At 70.4% G+C, this 15,646-nt stretch carries 15 protein-coding genes; 5 read left to right on the top strand and 10 right to left on the bottom strand.

The window, feature by feature from the left end:
* Positions 1 to 329: 329 nt before the first annotated feature.
* Positions 330 to 812 (bottom strand): CarD family transcriptional regulator, encoded by a 483-nt coding sequence (locus AC4BEG_RS18945; protein ID WP_009716930.1) that lies wholly within the window; start codon positions 810 to 812, stop codon positions 330 to 332.
* Positions 813 to 1,348: 536 nt separating this feature from the next.
* On the opposite strand from AC4BEG_RS18945, the gene AC4BEG_RS18940 reads away from it, so the two are divergent.
* Positions 1,349 to 2,071, top strand: coding sequence for a DUF461 domain-containing protein (locus AC4BEG_RS18940; protein WP_490700932.1), 723 nt, complete (start codon positions 1,349 to 1,351; stop codon positions 2,069 to 2,071).
* A gap of 79 nt (positions 2,072 to 2,150) precedes the next feature.
* Here the strand turns inward: AC4BEG_RS18940 and phoP are convergent, their stop codons facing one another.
* Entirely contained in the window at positions 2,151 to 2,831 is a 681-nt protein-coding gene (gene phoP / locus AC4BEG_RS18935) for a two-component system response regulator PhoP (RefSeq protein ID WP_176182212.1), read from the bottom strand.
* The gene (gene phoR / locus AC4BEG_RS18930) at positions 2,828 to 4,114 is read right to left on the bottom strand and encodes a two-component system sensor histidine kinase PhoR (RefSeq protein WP_490700931.1); all 1,287 of its coding nucleotides are present in this window, start codon (positions 4,112 to 4,114) and stop codon (positions 2,828 to 2,830) included. Before phoR ends, phoP begins: the two co-directional genes overlap by 4 nt.
* Positions 4,115 to 4,439: 325 nt before the next feature.
* Here phoR and phoU point away from each other — a divergent pair, with 325 nt between their 5' ends.
* The 3 genes from phoU (at position 4,440) to AC4BEG_RS18915 (ending at position 6,547) form a co-directional block, all read left to right on the top strand.
* Positions 4,440 to 5,120, top strand: coding sequence for a phosphate signaling complex protein PhoU (gene phoU / locus AC4BEG_RS18925; RefSeq protein ID WP_490700930.1), 681 nt, complete (start codon positions 4,440 to 4,442; stop codon positions 5,118 to 5,120).
* A gap of 103 nt (positions 5,121 to 5,223) precedes the next feature.
* Positions 5,224 to 5,388, top strand: coding sequence for a hypothetical protein (locus AC4BEG_RS18920; protein WP_490700929.1), 165 nt, complete (start codon positions 5,224 to 5,226; stop codon positions 5,386 to 5,388).
* Positions 5,389 to 5,656: 268 nt separating this feature from the next.
* Entirely contained in the window at positions 5,657 to 6,547 is an 891-nt protein-coding gene (locus tag AC4BEG_RS18915) for an alpha/beta hydrolase (protein ID WP_490700928.1), read from the top strand.
* Between the two features lie 140 nt (positions 6,548 to 6,687).
* Here the strand turns inward: AC4BEG_RS18915 and AC4BEG_RS18910 are convergent, their stop codons facing one another.
* Both AC4BEG_RS18910 and AC4BEG_RS18905 read right to left on the bottom strand, forming a co-directional pair.
* Positions 6,688 to 7,890, bottom strand: a complete 1,203-nt coding sequence (locus AC4BEG_RS18910) for a TIGR03118 family protein (RefSeq protein WP_490700927.1) — start codon at positions 7,888 to 7,890, stop codon at positions 6,688 to 6,690.
* A 242-nt stretch (positions 7,891 to 8,132) separates the two neighbouring features.
* Entirely contained in the window at positions 8,133 to 8,894 is a 762-nt protein-coding gene (locus AC4BEG_RS18905; protein ID WP_490700926.1) for a phosphoglyceromutase, read from the bottom strand.
* A 162-nt stretch (positions 8,895 to 9,056) separates the two neighbouring features.
* On the opposite strand from AC4BEG_RS18905, the gene AC4BEG_RS18900 reads away from it, so the two are divergent.
* Complete coding sequence (locus AC4BEG_RS18900; RefSeq protein ID WP_490700925.1) at positions 9,057 to 10,343, top strand: MDR family MFS transporter; 1,287 nt, start codon at positions 9,057 to 9,059, stop codon at positions 10,341 to 10,343.
* A 212-nt stretch (positions 10,344 to 10,555) separates the two neighbouring features.
* On the opposite strand, the gene AC4BEG_RS18895 is transcribed toward AC4BEG_RS18900, so the two are convergent.
* The 5 genes from AC4BEG_RS18895 to mshA all read right to left on the bottom strand — a co-directional run bounded on the left by AC4BEG_RS18895 (position 10,556) and on the right by mshA (position 15,506).
* On the bottom strand, positions 10,556 to 12,562 hold the full coding sequence (locus AC4BEG_RS18895; RefSeq protein WP_490700924.1) for a M48 family metalloprotease: 2,007 nt from the start codon (positions 12,560 to 12,562) through the stop codon (positions 10,556 to 10,558).
* A complete protein-coding gene (locus AC4BEG_RS18890; protein WP_490700923.1) occupies positions 12,559 to 13,218 on the bottom strand; it encodes an RNA polymerase sigma factor in 660 nt (219 codons plus the stop codon). Before AC4BEG_RS18890 ends, AC4BEG_RS18895 begins: the two co-directional genes overlap by 4 nt.
* Positions 13,215 to 13,490 (bottom strand): hypothetical protein, encoded by a 276-nt coding sequence (locus tag AC4BEG_RS18885; RefSeq protein WP_490700922.1) that lies wholly within the window; start codon positions 13,488 to 13,490, stop codon positions 13,215 to 13,217. The genes AC4BEG_RS18890 and AC4BEG_RS18885 overlap by 4 nt, the downstream gene beginning before the upstream one ends.
* Positions 13,491 to 13,612: 122 nt before the next feature.
* Positions 13,613 to 14,152: a type III secretion system chaperone family protein gene (locus AC4BEG_RS18880; protein WP_490700921.1), complete on the bottom strand. Its 540-nt coding sequence runs from the start codon at positions 14,150 to 14,152 to the stop codon at positions 13,613 to 13,615.
* Complete coding sequence (gene mshA, locus AC4BEG_RS18875) at positions 14,145 to 15,506, bottom strand: D-inositol-3-phosphate glycosyltransferase (RefSeq protein ID WP_490700920.1); 1,362 nt, start codon at positions 15,504 to 15,506, stop codon at positions 14,145 to 14,147. The genes AC4BEG_RS18880 and mshA overlap by 8 nt, the downstream gene beginning before the upstream one ends.
* Positions 15,507 to 15,646 lie beyond the last annotated feature (140 nt).

Genomic DNA, 15,646 nt, shown 5'->3' with positions numbered 1-15,646 from the left:
GGCGTTCAGGTTTGCTTCCTCGACCGAAATGGGTATGGCCACAGCGTGCCGGGCGCGATGCGCCGACCAGCCCCTTCCGTGACGACTGGTCGAGCCAGTGCCCAGGGCCCGGCACACCTTCGCATCATCTGCACCGCGATCCACCTGCACTGCGACGCAAGCACATCGCGTCACCAGCACACATCGCATCACAAGCGCATACCGACACCGGCACACAGTGCAGCGGACCGGGACCCCAGAGTCCCGGTATGCACACATGCCGCAGCGCCCGGCGACAGACGGCTTAGGACATCAAGTCTGAGTCACTCGGGCACCGCGGCATTGATGTGTCAGGACGCGAGAACCTCATCAAGCAGGGCCTCGGCCTTGTCCTCATTGGTGCTCTCGGCGAGAGCCAGCTCGCTCACCAGGATCTGGCGAGCCTTGGCGAGCATGCGCTTCTCACCGGCGGAGAGTCCGCGCTCACGCTCTCGGCGCCACAGGTCACGCACAACCTCGGCGACCTTGATCACGTCGCCGGAGGCGAGCTTCTCGAGATTTGCCTTGTAACGACGGGACCAGTTCGTCGGCTCTTCCGCATAGGGTGCGCGCAGCACCTCGAAGACCCGGTCCAGCCCGTCCTGGCCGACCACATCACGCACACCGACGAACTCCGCATTGTCCGCCGGCACGCGAACCGTCAGGTCACCCTGAGCGACCTTCAGCACCAAGTAGGTCTTGTCCACGCCTTTGATCTGGCGAGTTTCGATGGCCTCGATCAGCGCGGCCCCGTGATGGGGATAGACCACGGTGTCGCCAACCTTGAACGTCATGTGACAGGTACCCCTTCCGTGGCTATCCAGGGTAACACGGGAACGCCTTCTTCTGAATGGCGTTTTCGCAGGTCAGGGCATATCTCAGGGCTTGACAACAGCGACCGGAACGTGCTGCGAGCGGTTGGCGGAACCGGGTATTCGCAGGTGGGAGCGGCTGTACGGGCGGACCGAAAGCCATGCGTTACCCGTCCCGAGAAGGTGCCACGAGCGACCGTACGTCCCGTTTTGCCGGAGTCCAGTCGATGGACTTCCGCTACTCCGTTCGGGCCAGGAGGTGTCAGATCCGGCCCCGATTCACGAATTGATCACGAGAGGACCGGATCACTCCGTTGATCAATTCCGGGACATCCACGGATTCCTTACCGATAATCTCCGGGCCGGATCAACGAACCGATATTCAGGACGGCTCCAGAAGGGCCCCCAGGCCCTGCCCCGCGTCCAGGAGGCGGGTCGGGTGCGAGGCCAAGAGGGTGGATCGGTAACCTAAGCCCGCTGATCCAACCTTTTACCTCGTCCTAGGAGATGCCGCCGCCGTGAGCAGCAGCCTTCGACGCGGCGCCCTCGCCGCCGCCGCCATCGTGGTCTCGGTCGCCCCGCTCTCCGCCTGCGCGGCCGGGAACGACGCGCAGACGCAGGAGATCAAGCCCGACAACGCCGCGACGTCCGTCGGCACCATCAAGATCCAGAACGTCAATGTGGTGACCCAGCCGGACCTCAAGGCCAAGGGCCCGGCCGTCGTCACCGGCAAGATCTTCAACGTCGGCACGCGGAACGAGACCCTCAAGGACATCACCCTTCCGGGCACCGGCGCGAGCGTGAAGCTCGCCCCCGCGAAGAAGGGCTCCGGCCCGATCGTGGTCCCGGCCGGCGGCTCGGTGATCCTCGGCGGCAAGGGCAACCCCTCCGCGGTCATCGCCAAGGGGCGGGAGGCCGCCCGGGACGGTGACGCCCAGCGCGTCGTCTTCGACTTCAACCGCACCGGCGACGTCCCGATCACCGCGTTCGTCGTCCCGGCGCGGCACTACTTCGAGGGCTGGGGCCCGTCCGAGGTGCCCACCGCCACGCCGGGCAAGCCGTCCGGCACACCGACGGGCACCCCGTCCGACGAGGCGAGCCATGGCACCAAGCCCGGGGACAAGCCGTCCGGTTCGGCCTCCACCAAGCCCGGCGGCACCACCAAGCCCGGTGGTACCGACCAGACCAGTCGCCCCGGCAACGACATCGCCTCCGGCGAGCCGACGTCGAACGCCCACTGATCTCACGGAGAGGGCCCCGGAAGCAGTCGCTTCCGGGGCCCTCTCCGCACACCTCGGCCCGCCTGGGCCGCGGTCCGGCCTACGGCTCGAACTTGTAGCCCAGACCGCGCACGGTGACCAGGTACCGCGGGGTGCCCGGGTCCGGCTCGATCTTGGCGCGCAGCCGCTTCACATGGACGTCCAGGGTCTTGGTGTCGCCCACGTAGTCCGCGCCCCAGACGCGGTCGATCAGCTGCATCCGGGTCAGTACCCGGCCCGCGTTCCGCAGCAGCATCTCCAGCAGGTCGAACTCCTTCAGCGGGAGGTCCACCTTGCCGCCGTCGACCGTGACCACATGCCGGTCCACGTCCATCCGGACCGGTCCGGCCTCCAGGGCCGCGGGGGTGACCTCCTCGGGCTCGCCGCGGCGGCGCAGCACGGCTCTGATCCGGGCCACCAGCTCGCGGGAGGAGAAAGGCTTGGTCACATAGTCGTCCGCGCCTATTTCCAGCCCGACGACCTTGTCGATCTCGCTGTCCTTGGCGGTGACCATGATCACCGGAACATTGGAGCGGCCGCGCAGCTGCCGGCACACCTCCGTACCGGGCAGCCCCGGCAGCATCAGGTCGAGCAGCACCAGATCGGCGCCGTTCCGCTCGAACTCATCGAGCCCCTCGGGGCCTGTAGCCGCGATCGCGACCTCGAATCCTTCCTTGCGGAGCATGTACGACAACGCGTCGCTGAACGATTCCTCGTCCTCGACGACCAGAACTCGGGTCACGGAAGGACCTCCGGGGCAGAAAGTGGTTCATTGGAGAAGGTCTCGTACGGCCGGTCCTGGTCCGCTTCCTCACCATCGAGGTCGGCCCCGGTCTCGTACGACTCGCTCGACGAGCGGTCCCGGTCCCGCGCCGCACCGGCTTCCGGGAGTCTCAGGGTGAAGGTGGAGCCCTGTCCTTCGGCGCTCCACACCGTGACCTCCCCGCCGTGCGAGGCGGCCACGTGTTTGACGATGGCGAGACCGAGGCCGGTCCCGCCGGTCTGCCGTGAGCGGGCGGGGTCGACGCGGTAGAAGCGTTCGAAGATCCGCTCGCGGTCCTTCTCGGAGATGCCGATGCCCTGGTCGGTGACGGCGATCTCGATCAGATCGCCCCCGGTCGCGGGGATACGGCGGGCGGCGATGCCGACGCGGGTCCGGGCCGGGCTGTAGTTCACCGCGTTCTCGACGAGGTTGCCGAGCGCGGCGGCCAGCTGGCCGCGGTTGCCCCAGACGTGCAGTTCGGCGGTGCCGCCGGTGGCCATGGTGATGTGCTTGGTGCCCGCCTGATGGCGGCAGCGGTCGATGGCCTCGGCGACCAGCTCGTCGACCCGGACCGGCTCGGCGTCCTCCAGCGGGTCGTCGTTCTGCACCCGGGAGAGATCGATCAGCTCCTGGACCAGGCTGGTCAGCCGGGTCGCCTCGACCTGCATCCGCCCGGCGAAGCGGGTGACCGCCTCGGGGTCGTCGGACGCGTCCATCACGGCCTCGGACAGCAGGGACAGCGCGCCGGTCGGGGTCTTGAGCTCATGGCTGACATTCGCCACGAAGTCGCGCCGGACCGCTTCGATCCGGCGGGCCTCGGTGAGGTCCTCCACCAGCAGCAGCACCAGCCGGGAGCCGAGCGGAGCCACTCTGGCCGATACGGCGAGGGCGTCGCCGCCCCGGCCGCCGCCGCGCCGCGCCAGATCCAGCTCGATCTGGCGGATCTCGCCGTCCCGCCGGGTCTCACGGGCCATCGCCAGCATCGGCTCGACGGCCAGCTTGCCGCCGCGCACCAGGCCCAGCGCATACGCGGCCGAGCTGGCCTTCACCACGGCGTCCGCCTCGTCGAGGACGACCGCGGACGACCGCAGGACCGAGAGGACGGTGTCCACACCGGGCGGCAGCACGGCATCCGTGTGCAGCGAGGAACGCGTAGGCTTCGCCTGTTCGCGCTCGCTCCAGCGGAACGCCAGCATGGCGATCACACCGGTGCAGAGCCCGGCGAGCGCCGCCACTGCGGCGATCGCCGCGTTCACGTTCATGCATCCAGGTTATGCGGGGCACCGGACCCCACTACAGCCCTGCGGCGATCCCCTCGAACAGACGTTGCCGAGAGTTCACCGGGGGGTCGGTGCCGGTTCACCCCGGACCGTCCGCCGAGGGGGTCGGGCACGGTGATGCGAGGGGCATGTTGCCGAGAGTTCACCGAGGGGTCCGGTGTGGTTCACCTCCGATGCCGGAGCAGGACGCGTTTCGGCCGGAACGTGGGAGTGTGGGGGCGCGGGCGCGAGTCCACGTCTGCCGGTCGGAGATCGATCAGATCTCCACGGAGATCCGTCAGCGAGAGTCAGTGAGAGAAGGTCAGTGATGCGGGACGCGTACCACGAGGAGCTGGATTCGATCGGGGAGGGCCTGGTCGACATGGCCCGGCTGGTCGGTTCGGCCATCGGCCGTGCCACCACCGCCATACTGGACGCGGATCTCAAGCTCGCCGAGAGCGTCATCGCCGCCGACGAGAAGGTCGACGATCTCCAGCGCGAACTCGAGAGCCGTGCGATAGCCCTGCTGGCCCGGCAGCAGCCGGTCGCCACCGATCTGCGGATCGTCGTCACCAGCCTGCGGATGAGCGCCGACCTCGAGCGCTCCGGCGACCTCGCCCAGCACGTCGCCAAGCTCGCCCGGCTGCGCTTCCCGAACACCGCCGTCCCCCGCGATCTGCACGCCACCATCCTGGAGATGGGCCAGCTCGCCCAGCGGCTGATGGCCAAGGCGGGCGAGGTCATCATCACCAAGGACGTCGACCTCGCGCTCCAGCTGGAGCAGGACGACGACGCGATGGACATGCTCCACCGCACCCTCTTCCAGCACCTGATGGACGACCGCTGGAAGCACGGCATCGAGACCGCCGTCGATGTGACCCTGCTGGGCCGCTACTACGAGCGGTTCGCCGACCACGCGGTCTCGGTCGCCAAGCGCGTCGTCTACCTGGTCACCGGCGAGCACGCGGACGAGCTCGCCCAGCAGCAGGACACCGTCGAAGGGGCGTGACACCGCCCCGTCCGCATGCCTCCGCGCGCCGTCCGTGCGCCCCTGCGCACGGACGGTGGAACGGCACCATGAGCAGCAGGTGACCTTCTCGAGGAGGCGACACATGGCGGACCTCGCCAAGCCCAGCGTCACGCCCATTCCCGCCGCCCGTCCGGCGGCCGACCGGCGCCCCCCGCTCCCCCCGCTCGCCGCCTGCGGCTGCGGCTCGAGCTGCGGCTGCGGCTGCCAGTCCGGCGGCCCCTGCCAGTGCGGCGGCTGCTGCGGCTGACCCATCCGTACGCGAGGAGGGCCCGGGACCGCGATGCGGTCCCGGGCCCTCCTCGTGCTCACGGCGGGAGGCTATGCCCCGGCGCTCACGGTGTCCGCGTGCGCCACGGTGTGCCGCGTGCGGGCGGGACGGTGAGAACCCGGCCACGCCGGATTCCATGGGCGGGCAACCCCGGGGCCTCGTCTCGCGGTTCTGACTGATGAAGCCATCGTCCGGCGCCTGGCAGCTGCCTGTCGGCGCCACCGCTCACCGCCCATGGAGACCGTCTGTGAAGCACAACGACACAGCCACGGCTGCCCGCGGCCGCCTGCTTCGAGCCCGCACACTCGCCGTGTCCACGGCGGTCCTCTTCCTGCCGCAGGCCATGGCGGGGAGCCTCGCGTCCGCCGCGCCCCTCGAGACGTCGGACCAGGAGCCGCGGGGCGTCGCTGCCGTCACCTACAACCTGGGTGACCAGGCCTATCGGTTGCCGGGAAGCGGGGAACCGGTCGAGATCGCCGCGACCGTGCACTACCCGAAACCGTGGCCGTATCGCGGAACGCGCCGACGAGACCGCAAGCCGCAACGCGTCAGCTTCAGCCACCACATCGACCTGAACAAGGTCGGCACCATGGGCCACTCCCGTGGCGGCGCAGGCGTGACATGGCAGGCAGCCGATCGTCACAAGGCCCAGTGGCCCGCCGGCGTCAAGGTCAGGGCGGTGATGGCGCTGGCTCCCGCCTACAACGTCATGACCGAGGACATGTCCGCGTACGAGATCACGAAGACCCCCATGGCCGTGATCCGCGGGACCTGCGACGGTCAAGTCGGCCGTGATGCCTTCTCCTTCGCCGCCGACGCGACCGCCAGGAGCTCCGCCGGGTTCCACAAGGTCGAGATACACGGCGCGAATCACAACTACTTCAACACACAGTGGTCGCCGGACAGCGGAGAGGTCGCCGCCGATGACGATGCCGGTCACGACGACGACCACCCCGGCCAGTGCACCGAACCCGGTGGCTCCACCTATGAACCCCAACTGACCGAAGCCCGTCAACGCCAGGTCGGCACCGCCCACATCGACGCCTTCTTCCGGCGGTACCTCACCGAACGACAAGCCGATCCCGGCTCGGCCGCTAGCCGTGGGGCGCTGAGGGCCCAGAGTGGGCCCAGGCCGTGAAACGCCCCCGATCTGCTCCATAGGCGCAGGTCGGGGGCGTGATCACAAACTTGCTCCTGCTACCCCTGGGTCTTGCCGGGGATCTTGGGGAGCCGGCAGAGGTTGTGGCCAGGGCAGGTGCTCGCGGTGTGGGTGACGGGTCACTTCTCGGCGCGCAGGGTACCGAGCAGCCCGTGTTCCTCGTCTTCGATTCCCGCGGCGAACCAGACGCTCTCCCTGCCGCCGGACTGGTCGGTGCCGCGTTGCAGCCCCCACAGGCCGGGGATCACGATCGGGTTCCCTTCGGGGTCCTCCAGGGTGCCCTCGAACCGGCCGGTCCTCAGGTCGAAGGCGTTGATGCGGCCGTCTCCGAAGTTGCCGACGAGCAGGTCACAGGAGAACTTCCCGAACCCCGCGGGTGCCGTTTCCAGGCCCCAGGGCGAGTTGAGCACCCCCTGGCTCGCGAAGCGCCTGAGCAGCTTGCCCTCGGTGTTGAACACGTTGATGAAGCCGTTGCCCGGACCGGGGACGTCGTCTTCCCTGTCCGCGTCCTGCAAGGCGTACGTCACGAAGATCTTCTCGCCGATCTTCTTGATGTTGAACGGCGCGAAGCCGGCGGGCAGGTTCGGGTCCTGGAACCGGTCGTCGGCAGGCAGCAGGTTGAAATCCGTGTCGAAACTGTCGACGCGGGCGTCACGGAAGTTCGCGACGAGGAGGCGTGGCTCGCGGTGGTCGCGGTGGTCGCGGCCCTTCTCGCCCGCTCTGCCCTTCCTGTGGTTCCCCCTGTCCTTCCTCTCGCCCGGCACCAGCGTCAGGCCCTTGAAAACGGCGTTCGTTCCGTCGCTGGGCTCGAACGCTACCTGGACGGCGTTCGGGCTCACGTCCGGGTTGAACGCGAACAAGGCGCCGCCCTCCCCCGCGAAGATGAACCGGGCGGGGCCGGACCTCCCGCCCGCACTGAAGCGGAAGTTGTCGGTGTCGTTGCGTACGACCCCGGTCGGAGCGGCGCCGTCGGGGAACGGCACGACCAGCGGGGAGATGTTGACCGGCTGATCGTCCACGGCGCCCGAGTACGCCGTGGCCTTGTCGGAGCCGTTGTCCGACACGAGGATCTCACCGCTGTTCTTGCGGGCCAGACCCCAGGAGTTGACCAGGTTCGGATCGAACTTCTCCGCCCTGCCCACGATGTCGGAGACGAGGTCGCGCTCCCGGAAGCCGTGATCGGCCTGGTGCGGGTGCGGCGTGTGCCCCGCGCTGGGCGGCGCCGCGGCGGCGAGCGCTCCGACCGTGCCCAGGGTCAGCATGACCGCCGTCAGCCGCCGCATGCTGGGGCGGGGTCTATGGGCCGTTGCCTGTGATGCCATGCACATGCTCCTGTTCCAGTGCGGGTCCCACTTGGGACAAACTGGTAGAAGTCATCTCATGTGCCGCAATCTGTCCGTTATCGACACGCGAAGCACGTCACCCGACACGCCCTGCAATGTGGGCTCACGCCCCATCGCTGACGTCGGCGTTCCGAGGTCTGACGACCCAGAGACGGCCCCGACCCACGCACAAGCCCCCTGCCCGCGAAGAAACCGCGGACAGGGGGCTTGATCAGTCAGGGTTACTTCTTCTTGCCCTGGTTCTTGACCGCCTCGATGGCCGCCTTCGCGGCCTCCGGGTCGAGGTAGGTGCCGCCCGGGGTGATGGGGCGGAAGTCGGTGTCGAGCTCGTAGGAGAGCGGGATGCCGGTGGGGATGTTCAGGCCCGCGATGTCGGCGTCGGAGATGCCGTCCAGGTGCTTGACCAGCGCGCGCAGCGAGTTGCCGTGGGCGGCGACCAGGACGGTGCGGCCGGTGAGCAGGTCCGGGACGATGGCGTCGAACCAGTACGGGAGCATGCGGACGACGACGTCCTTCAGGCACTCCGTCTGCGGGCGCACCTCCGGCGGGAGCGTGGCGTAGCGCGGGTCCGAGAACTGGGAGTACTCGTCGTCGCGGGGCAGCGGAGGCGGCGGGGTGTCGTAGGAGCGGCGCCAGAGCATGAACTGCTCCTCGCCGAACTCGGCGAGGGTCTGGGCCTTGTCCTTGCCCTGGAGGGCGCCGTAGTGGCGCTCGTTGAGGCGCCAGCTGCGGTGGACCGGGATCCAGTGGCGGTCGGCCGCTTCGAGGGCGAGCTGCGCGGTGCGGATGGCGCGCTTCTGGAGGGACGTGTGCACCACGTCGGGGAGCAGGCCGGCGTCCTTCAGCAGCTCACCGCCGCGGACGGCTTCCTTCTCGCCCTTCTCGTTCAGGTTGACGTCCACCCAGCCGGTGAACAGGTTCTTCGCGTTCCACTCGCTCTCGCCATGACGGAGCAGGATCAGCTTGTACGGTGCGTCGGCCATGCGCTCGAGCCTACTGGACCGGTCGGAGGGGGTCGGTGGCGTACCAGTGGGCGGACTCCGGTAATCCGGTAGCGGCTCGACGACGGGATCCGTAAGGTGCGTTCAACTAAGTAGGAACTTACATTGCGTGATGGGTGCGCATGGATCCACGGGGGGTCACCGATGTCGCCGAAGTCCGTTGTCCGGCTGCGACAGGCAGCGAAGGAGAGTGTGTCGGGGCTGCCCCGGGCGTTCTGGTGGCTGTGGACCTCCACACTGGTGAACCGGCTCGGCGGCTTTGTCGCCACCTTCCTTGCCATGTACCTGACTGTCGATCGCGGCTACTCGGCGACCTTCGCAGGACTGGTCGGAGCGCTGCACGGACTGGGCGGGACGGTGTCGGCGGTGGTCGCCGGGGTGCTGACCGACCGGCTGGGGCGGCGGCCCACCCTGCTGGTGTCCCAGCTCTCGACAGCCGTCACGGTCGCCGTGCTCGGCTTCGTCCAGAACCCGGTCGCCATCGCGGTCGTGGCCTGTCTGGTGGGCATGACGAGCAACGCGTCCCGGCCCGCGGTGCAGGCGATGATGGCCGACATCGTGGCGCCCGAGGACCGGATCCGGGCCTTCGCGCTCAACTACTGGGCGATCAACCTCGGCTTCGCCTTCTCGGCGATGGCGGCCGGGCTGATCGCCAAGCACGGCTATCTGACCCTGTTCCTGAGCGACGCGGCGATGACCCTGCTCTGCGCGGTCATCGTCTTCGTCAAGCTGCCGGAGTCCCGCCCGGAGCGGAACGCGGACGGGCCCGCCGCGGACGGGCCGGAGATCGGGCTCGGCACGGTGCTGCGCGACCGGCGGTTCATGGCCGTCGTCGCGCTGTCGTACCTGCTGGCGATGGTCTTCCTCCAGGGCTTTGTGGCCCTGCCGGTGGCGATGGGCGAGGACGGGCTGTCCAGCTCCGACTATGGGCTGGCCATCGCGACCAACGGCGTGCTGATCGTGGCCGTACAGATCCCCGTGACCCGCTTCATCGAGCACCGTGCTCCCGCGCCGCTGCTCGTCGCCTCCGCGCTGCTCACCGGATGCGGTTTCGGACTCACCGCCTTCGCCGGATCGGTGGGCATGTACGCGCTGGCCGTCACCGTCTGGACGCTCGGCGAGATCATCAACTCCCCCACCCAGATGGGTCTGGTGGCCCGGCTCTCCCCCACCCATGGCCGCGGCCGCTACCAGGGGATGCACGTACTGTCCTGGTCGCTCGCCTCGCTGACCGGTCCGCTGCTGGGCGGCACGGTCATCGACCACTTCGGCGCGGACACCCTGTGGGCGGGGACCGCGGTGGTCGGGGTCGTGGCGGCCGCCGGGTACGCGGCGCTGGGGCGCAGACTGCGGACCCGGCCGGTGGAAGCCGCGGATGAGGTGAAAGGCGGGGCGGCGGTGGTGGTGCGGGACGCCGACACCGTCGGCTGACAACCCGAGCTCGCGTGCTCCCGGGCTAGGTCCTGTCCTGTCGATCTTCGTGGATCAGCCCGCGGCGTCTGGTGAGGGGCCCCTCCCAGCGGTAGCTGGGGGAGGATCGCAGGAGGGTCGTCCTCGTACCGGGTGTACTCGGACGATCCCGACAACGTGGCGAGGCGCGGTGCCAGGCGTCGCGAGCCCGCGAAGATCGGCAGGAGGAGGGCCTAAGGCGTAGGGCGTGGCAGGAGCGAGTTGATGTCGATGCTCGGCAGCCGCGGCGACGGCAGCCGGAGGTCGGTGGGCAGCGCCGGGCCGGTCGGGAGGCTGTGCGTAGGGAATCCGGTCGGGAGGCCGTACGTGGGGAATCCCGTCGGCAGACCGTACGTGGGGACGGCGCCCGGAGCCGGGTCCGAGCTGTAGGGGCCGCCGGGCTGTTGGGTCCAACGGGTCACCGGGGTCCCCGGATACGTCACCTCGCCCCGGCCGATCCACAGCACAAACGTCAGCCCCGTCACCCCCAGCAGCACCGTGAGCGCCAGGGTCCGTACCGCGCCGATACGCCGGCGCGCGGGCGCGGACACCTGGGGGGCGATGCTGACCTCCCGCACCTCCTCCCGAGGCGCGCCGTCGGCCGCGCTGGTCCCGGCCCGGTCGGGCAGGGGGCTGCGTTCGTCCACCCCGAGGGCGGCCAGATGCAGCCCCAACCGCTGGGTCTGGCCGGGGAGTTGGACGGCGGTCTCGGCCCAGGAGCGGATCGTCTCGGGCGCGATGCCGTCGGGCGGAACGAGGGTGCCCGGCCCGGTCCAGTGCATCGCCCAGTACGCGGTGCCGCCCGCCACCAGCTGCGCCCCGATCAGTACGGCCAGCGCGGCGGCCAGCGGTTCCAGCGGCTCACGCGCCACCGACCCGGCCGGGTCAAGAGCCGGGTCAAGACGGGAGTTAAGGGCGCGGGCGAGCGGCATCCTGCGGCCGCTGTCCACCAGCCGCAGCACCCGATGGATCGTCAGGGGGCCGGGCCGCTCCCCGCCCGCCTCCTCCTTCTCGACCGTGCGCACCGCCTCCGCCAGCGGGGTCAGGATCCGAGTCGCGCGCTGGGCGGCCAGCAGGGCGAGCCAGTCGCGCCAGGGCACCGTCTCCCCCGCCCCGGAGAACAGCGACCGGCCCAACTCGGCCACGTAGCGGGCGGGTACGGCCACGGTCTCCGGACCGTCGGTGTCCGGTGCGGCCGGGCCCGGGGCCCCGGGGAGGCGTTCCAGTCGGCGGAGGCGGGTGGCCAGATCCGGGTGCGGGTCGTCGGGGTCGGCGGGCCGCCGCATCGCCTCGCTCAACAGCTCGGCCATCAGCTCCCGCAGTTCGGGCGCCTCGGCCAGCCGGGCGAAGATCCGGAACGGATCGTCCGGCACACAGCCGCGCGCCCGGCGCATCGGGATCAGGAACTCCGCGATGAACTCCGGCCACAGCCGCTCCAGTACGGCCGTGGAGCGCAGCGCGGCAGCCACCGTGTCCGCCCCGGTCACCCGGGCGGCCTCGCGGTCGGCCTCCAGCTCCTGCCGCCGCCGCACCGGCCGGGTGAGCCAACGGAAGACCCGTGCGTACAGACCGACCAGCGCCCGCGGGCCGCCCGCGTACATCCGCACCAGGTCATTGGCGGCCGAGGCGTCCAGGATCGCCTGCCGTGCGGCGTCGAGCCCGGCGGTACCGCGGTGGGCGAGGGCGCCGAAGCGGTTGTGGCGGCGGGAGTAGTGGCCCAGTTCATGGGCGAGGACGGCGCGCAGTTCGGCGGGCGGCAACCCCGCCAGCAGGGGCATCCCCAGACAGAGGGTGCGGGAGCCGGGCACCAGCCCCAGGAACGAGGCGTCCTCGGTCACGGACGCGTTGACCTCCGTGGTCAGCCGGATGTGGTCCGGGCGCCGGGTGCCCACGGCGAGGGCCAGTTCCTCGACCACGGCCCATAACCCGGGCGCCCCGCGCCTGCTGACCCACACCGTGCCCGCGGGCGGTCCGGCGGGCCGGGCGGTACGGATCACCGCCCACACCATCCCGGCGATCACCGGGGCGAACGCGGCACACAGCAGGATGATGTTGGTCGGGGGCGTGGTGGCGGCCGGCTGTCCGGCGCTCCACAACGCCACCACCAGGATGCCCACCCACAGCAGCACCATCACCGCGACCAGCGCGTAGAACCCCGCGAGCAGGGCCATGGCCAGTAGGACGCGGACGGCGGCGATCACCGGCGCCCCCGGCCGGAACCCAGTCCGCGTCCCCGATCGCGCTCCTCCGCGCACAACCCGTCCAGCAGCCATCTGGCGGCGGCCGACAGCGCCGCGCACAGTGGGTCGCGCGGGCTCAGGCTCATCAGCCGCTCGCCTTCGCGGTCGGAACCGGGCGGGATGCTCAGTAACAGGGTGAGCCGGGCGCGGGCCTTGTGCAGATTGCTGCCCACGCCCCGGGTGGTGATCCCGAGTGCGGTGGATATCTCCTGGTAGCTCATGCCCGAGGTGGCCATGACGATCACCTCGCGCTGACGCGGCGGCAGGGTGGTGAGCGCGCGCAGGGTGGCCAGCGCCTCCGAGGTCTCCTCCACCGTGGCGGTCGGGGAGGCCGGGACGGTCAGCTCGGCCGGCTTCCAGCGATTCCGCCAGCGCCGCCCGTCACGCGCCAGCTTGCGCCGCATGGTGGTGAGTACCCAGCCCTCCGGCGAGGGGCAGGACCGCACCGTGGGCCAGCGCTCCATCGCCTCGATGTACGCCTCCTGGAGGGCATCCTCGACGCCCTGCCGATCGCGGCCGAACCGCATCAGGGCGTGGGCGGTGAGCCGGCGGTTGGTGCGGGCGTAGAACGCGTCGAACTCCTCGTCGCGCGTGGTCTCCTCGGCCGTGTCGCTCATACCGGACCCCCGCCCCGCACATCCGCGCCCCGCACATCGGCTCCGACGCCCCGGCCGCTCTCCGCGTCCGGCCGGCGGACGGTCAGCGCCGCGCCGTCCGCCCGGTGGTCGGTGAGGACCGTGCCCGGCCCCGACCCGCGTACCAACTCCACCAGCAGCCGCGCCCGGATCCGTTCTCCCGAACGCGCCGCCAGCCAGCGAATGACGTCCCCCATCAGCCGCAGCACCCCCACCGTCACGACCGTTGCCACCGTGAGCCACGGATTGTCCATGAGCACCGTTGTGTCTCCCCTTCATGGTTCCCGGCTGGACGCCGGTTCACTATGAAGAGCCGTCACGGAGCGGTTTTCTTCACCGCGACTTCGAAGATTTTCAACGGCGGGCGGCGGGTGGGTCAGCCCGTCACGTCGCGCGTCAGGTTGGTGAACGCCTCGAGGTTCCGGGTGGACTCACCGCGCGCGGTACGCCATGCGTACTCCTTGCGGATCGCGGTGGCGAAGCCCATCTCCAGCAGGGTGTTGAAGCTGCCGTCCGCGTTCTCCAGGACGGTGCCGAGCAGCCGGTCCAGCTCGTCCGGGGTGACGGCGGCCAGGGGCAGCCGCCCGACCAGATAGATGTCGCCCATCGGATCGATGGCGTAACTCACCCCGTACAGCCGGGTGTTGCGCTCCAGCAGCCAGCGGTGGACGGTGTCGTGGTTCTCGTCCGGGTGCCGGATCACAAAGGCGTTGATCGAGAGGGAGTGCCTGCCGACGCGGAGCGAGCAGGTGGTCGACAGCTTGCGGGTGCCCGGGAGTGTGACGACGTACGTCCCCTCGGACGGGCTCTCCCACTCCAGCTCGGCGTCGCGCAGCGTCTGCTCGATCACGGTCCTGGCGGCGTCGGCGTCGGCTCCGCTACCGGCACCGGTGGCGTTGGTGTTGGCGTCACCCATGGGCCGATCGTAGGCGACGCCGCTCACGCATCGCCTCCATGTAGACCTCCGCCGTCGCCGCGGCGGCCGTGTCCCAGCCGAAGGCCCGCGCGTGCCGGGCCGCCGCCGCGCCCATCCGCTCCACACGCCCCGTCTCGTCCGCGAAGGGACGCAGGGCGCGGGCGTAGTCGGCCGGGTCATGGCCGCCGACCAGGGTGCCGCTGACACCGTCGCGCACGGCCACCGGCAGACCGCCCACCGAGGCCGCCACCACCGGGGTGCCACAGGCCTGCGCCTCGATCGCCACCAGTCCGAACGACTCGTTGTAGGACGGCATGACCAGCACCGACGCCGCCCGGTACCAGTCGGCCAGCTCGTCCTGGGCGACCGGCGGCTGGAACCGCACCACATCGCAGATCCCCAGCCGCGCCGCCAGCTTCTGGAGCCGCTCCGGCTTGGCAAGACCGCTGCCGCTCGGCCCGCCGACCACCGGCACCACGAGTCGCTCGCGCAGCGACGGATCCTCCTCCAGCAGGTGGGCCACCGCGCGCAGCAGGATGTCGGGGGCCTTGAGCGGCTGTATGCGTCCGGCGAAGAGCGGTATCAGCGCGTCGGGCGGCAGTCCGAGCCGGGCGCGGGCCGCCGCCCGGCCGTCCGCCGGACGGAACCGCTCCAGGTTCACCCCCGGGTGCACGATCGCCAGCCGGTCGCGCGCCGCCTGATAGTGGCGCACCAGCTCCTCCGCCTCCTCGGCGGTGTTGGCGATCAGCCGGTCGGCGGCGCTGACGATCTGCTGCTCGCCGATGACCCGGGCCGCGGGTTCGGGGGTGTCCCCGGCTGCTAGGGCGGCGTTCTTGACCTTGGCCATGGTGTGCATGGCGTGCACCAGCGGTACGCCCCAGCGCTCGGCGGCCAGCCAGCCGACATGGCCGGAGAGCCAGTAGTGGGAGTGGACCAGGTCGTAGTAGCCGGGGCGGTGGTCCGCCCACTGCCGCATCACCCCGTGGGTGAACGCGCACAGCTGCGCCGGGAGGTCCTCCTTGGCCAGCCCCTCGTACGGACCGGCGTCCACATGCCGCACCAGCACCCCGGGCGCCAGCTCGACGGAGGGCTGGAGCCCGCCGTTGGTGGCCCGGGTGAAGATCTCCACCTCGATGTCGAGGGCGGCCAGCCGCCGGGCGAGCTCCACGATGTAGACGTTCATCCCGCCCGCGTCGCCGGTGCCCGGCTGGTGCAGGGGGGAGGTGTGCACGCTGAGCATCGCGATCCGCCGTGGCCGGCGCAGCACGCGCCGGAAGCGCGCGTGGGGATGGCCGCCGAACGTCACAGAGGATCGGCCTCGCAGACCGCCGAGGCGGGAAGCGTGCTGGCTCACCGCGCGATACCTCCTACCCAGGGGCGTGCTGCCCCTTCTCACCGTTGCAACCGTCAACACCGGAACGCCTCGTTCCCATTTCCGCTTTTGCCAAAGTGTGACGTTCGAGCAGCGGGACGGGTGCGGTGCGTGACCGCCGA

Source organism: Streptomyces sp. JLBJ103 (assembly GCF_058215575.1).
This window is presented reverse-complemented; position numbering and strand designations above follow the sequence as displayed.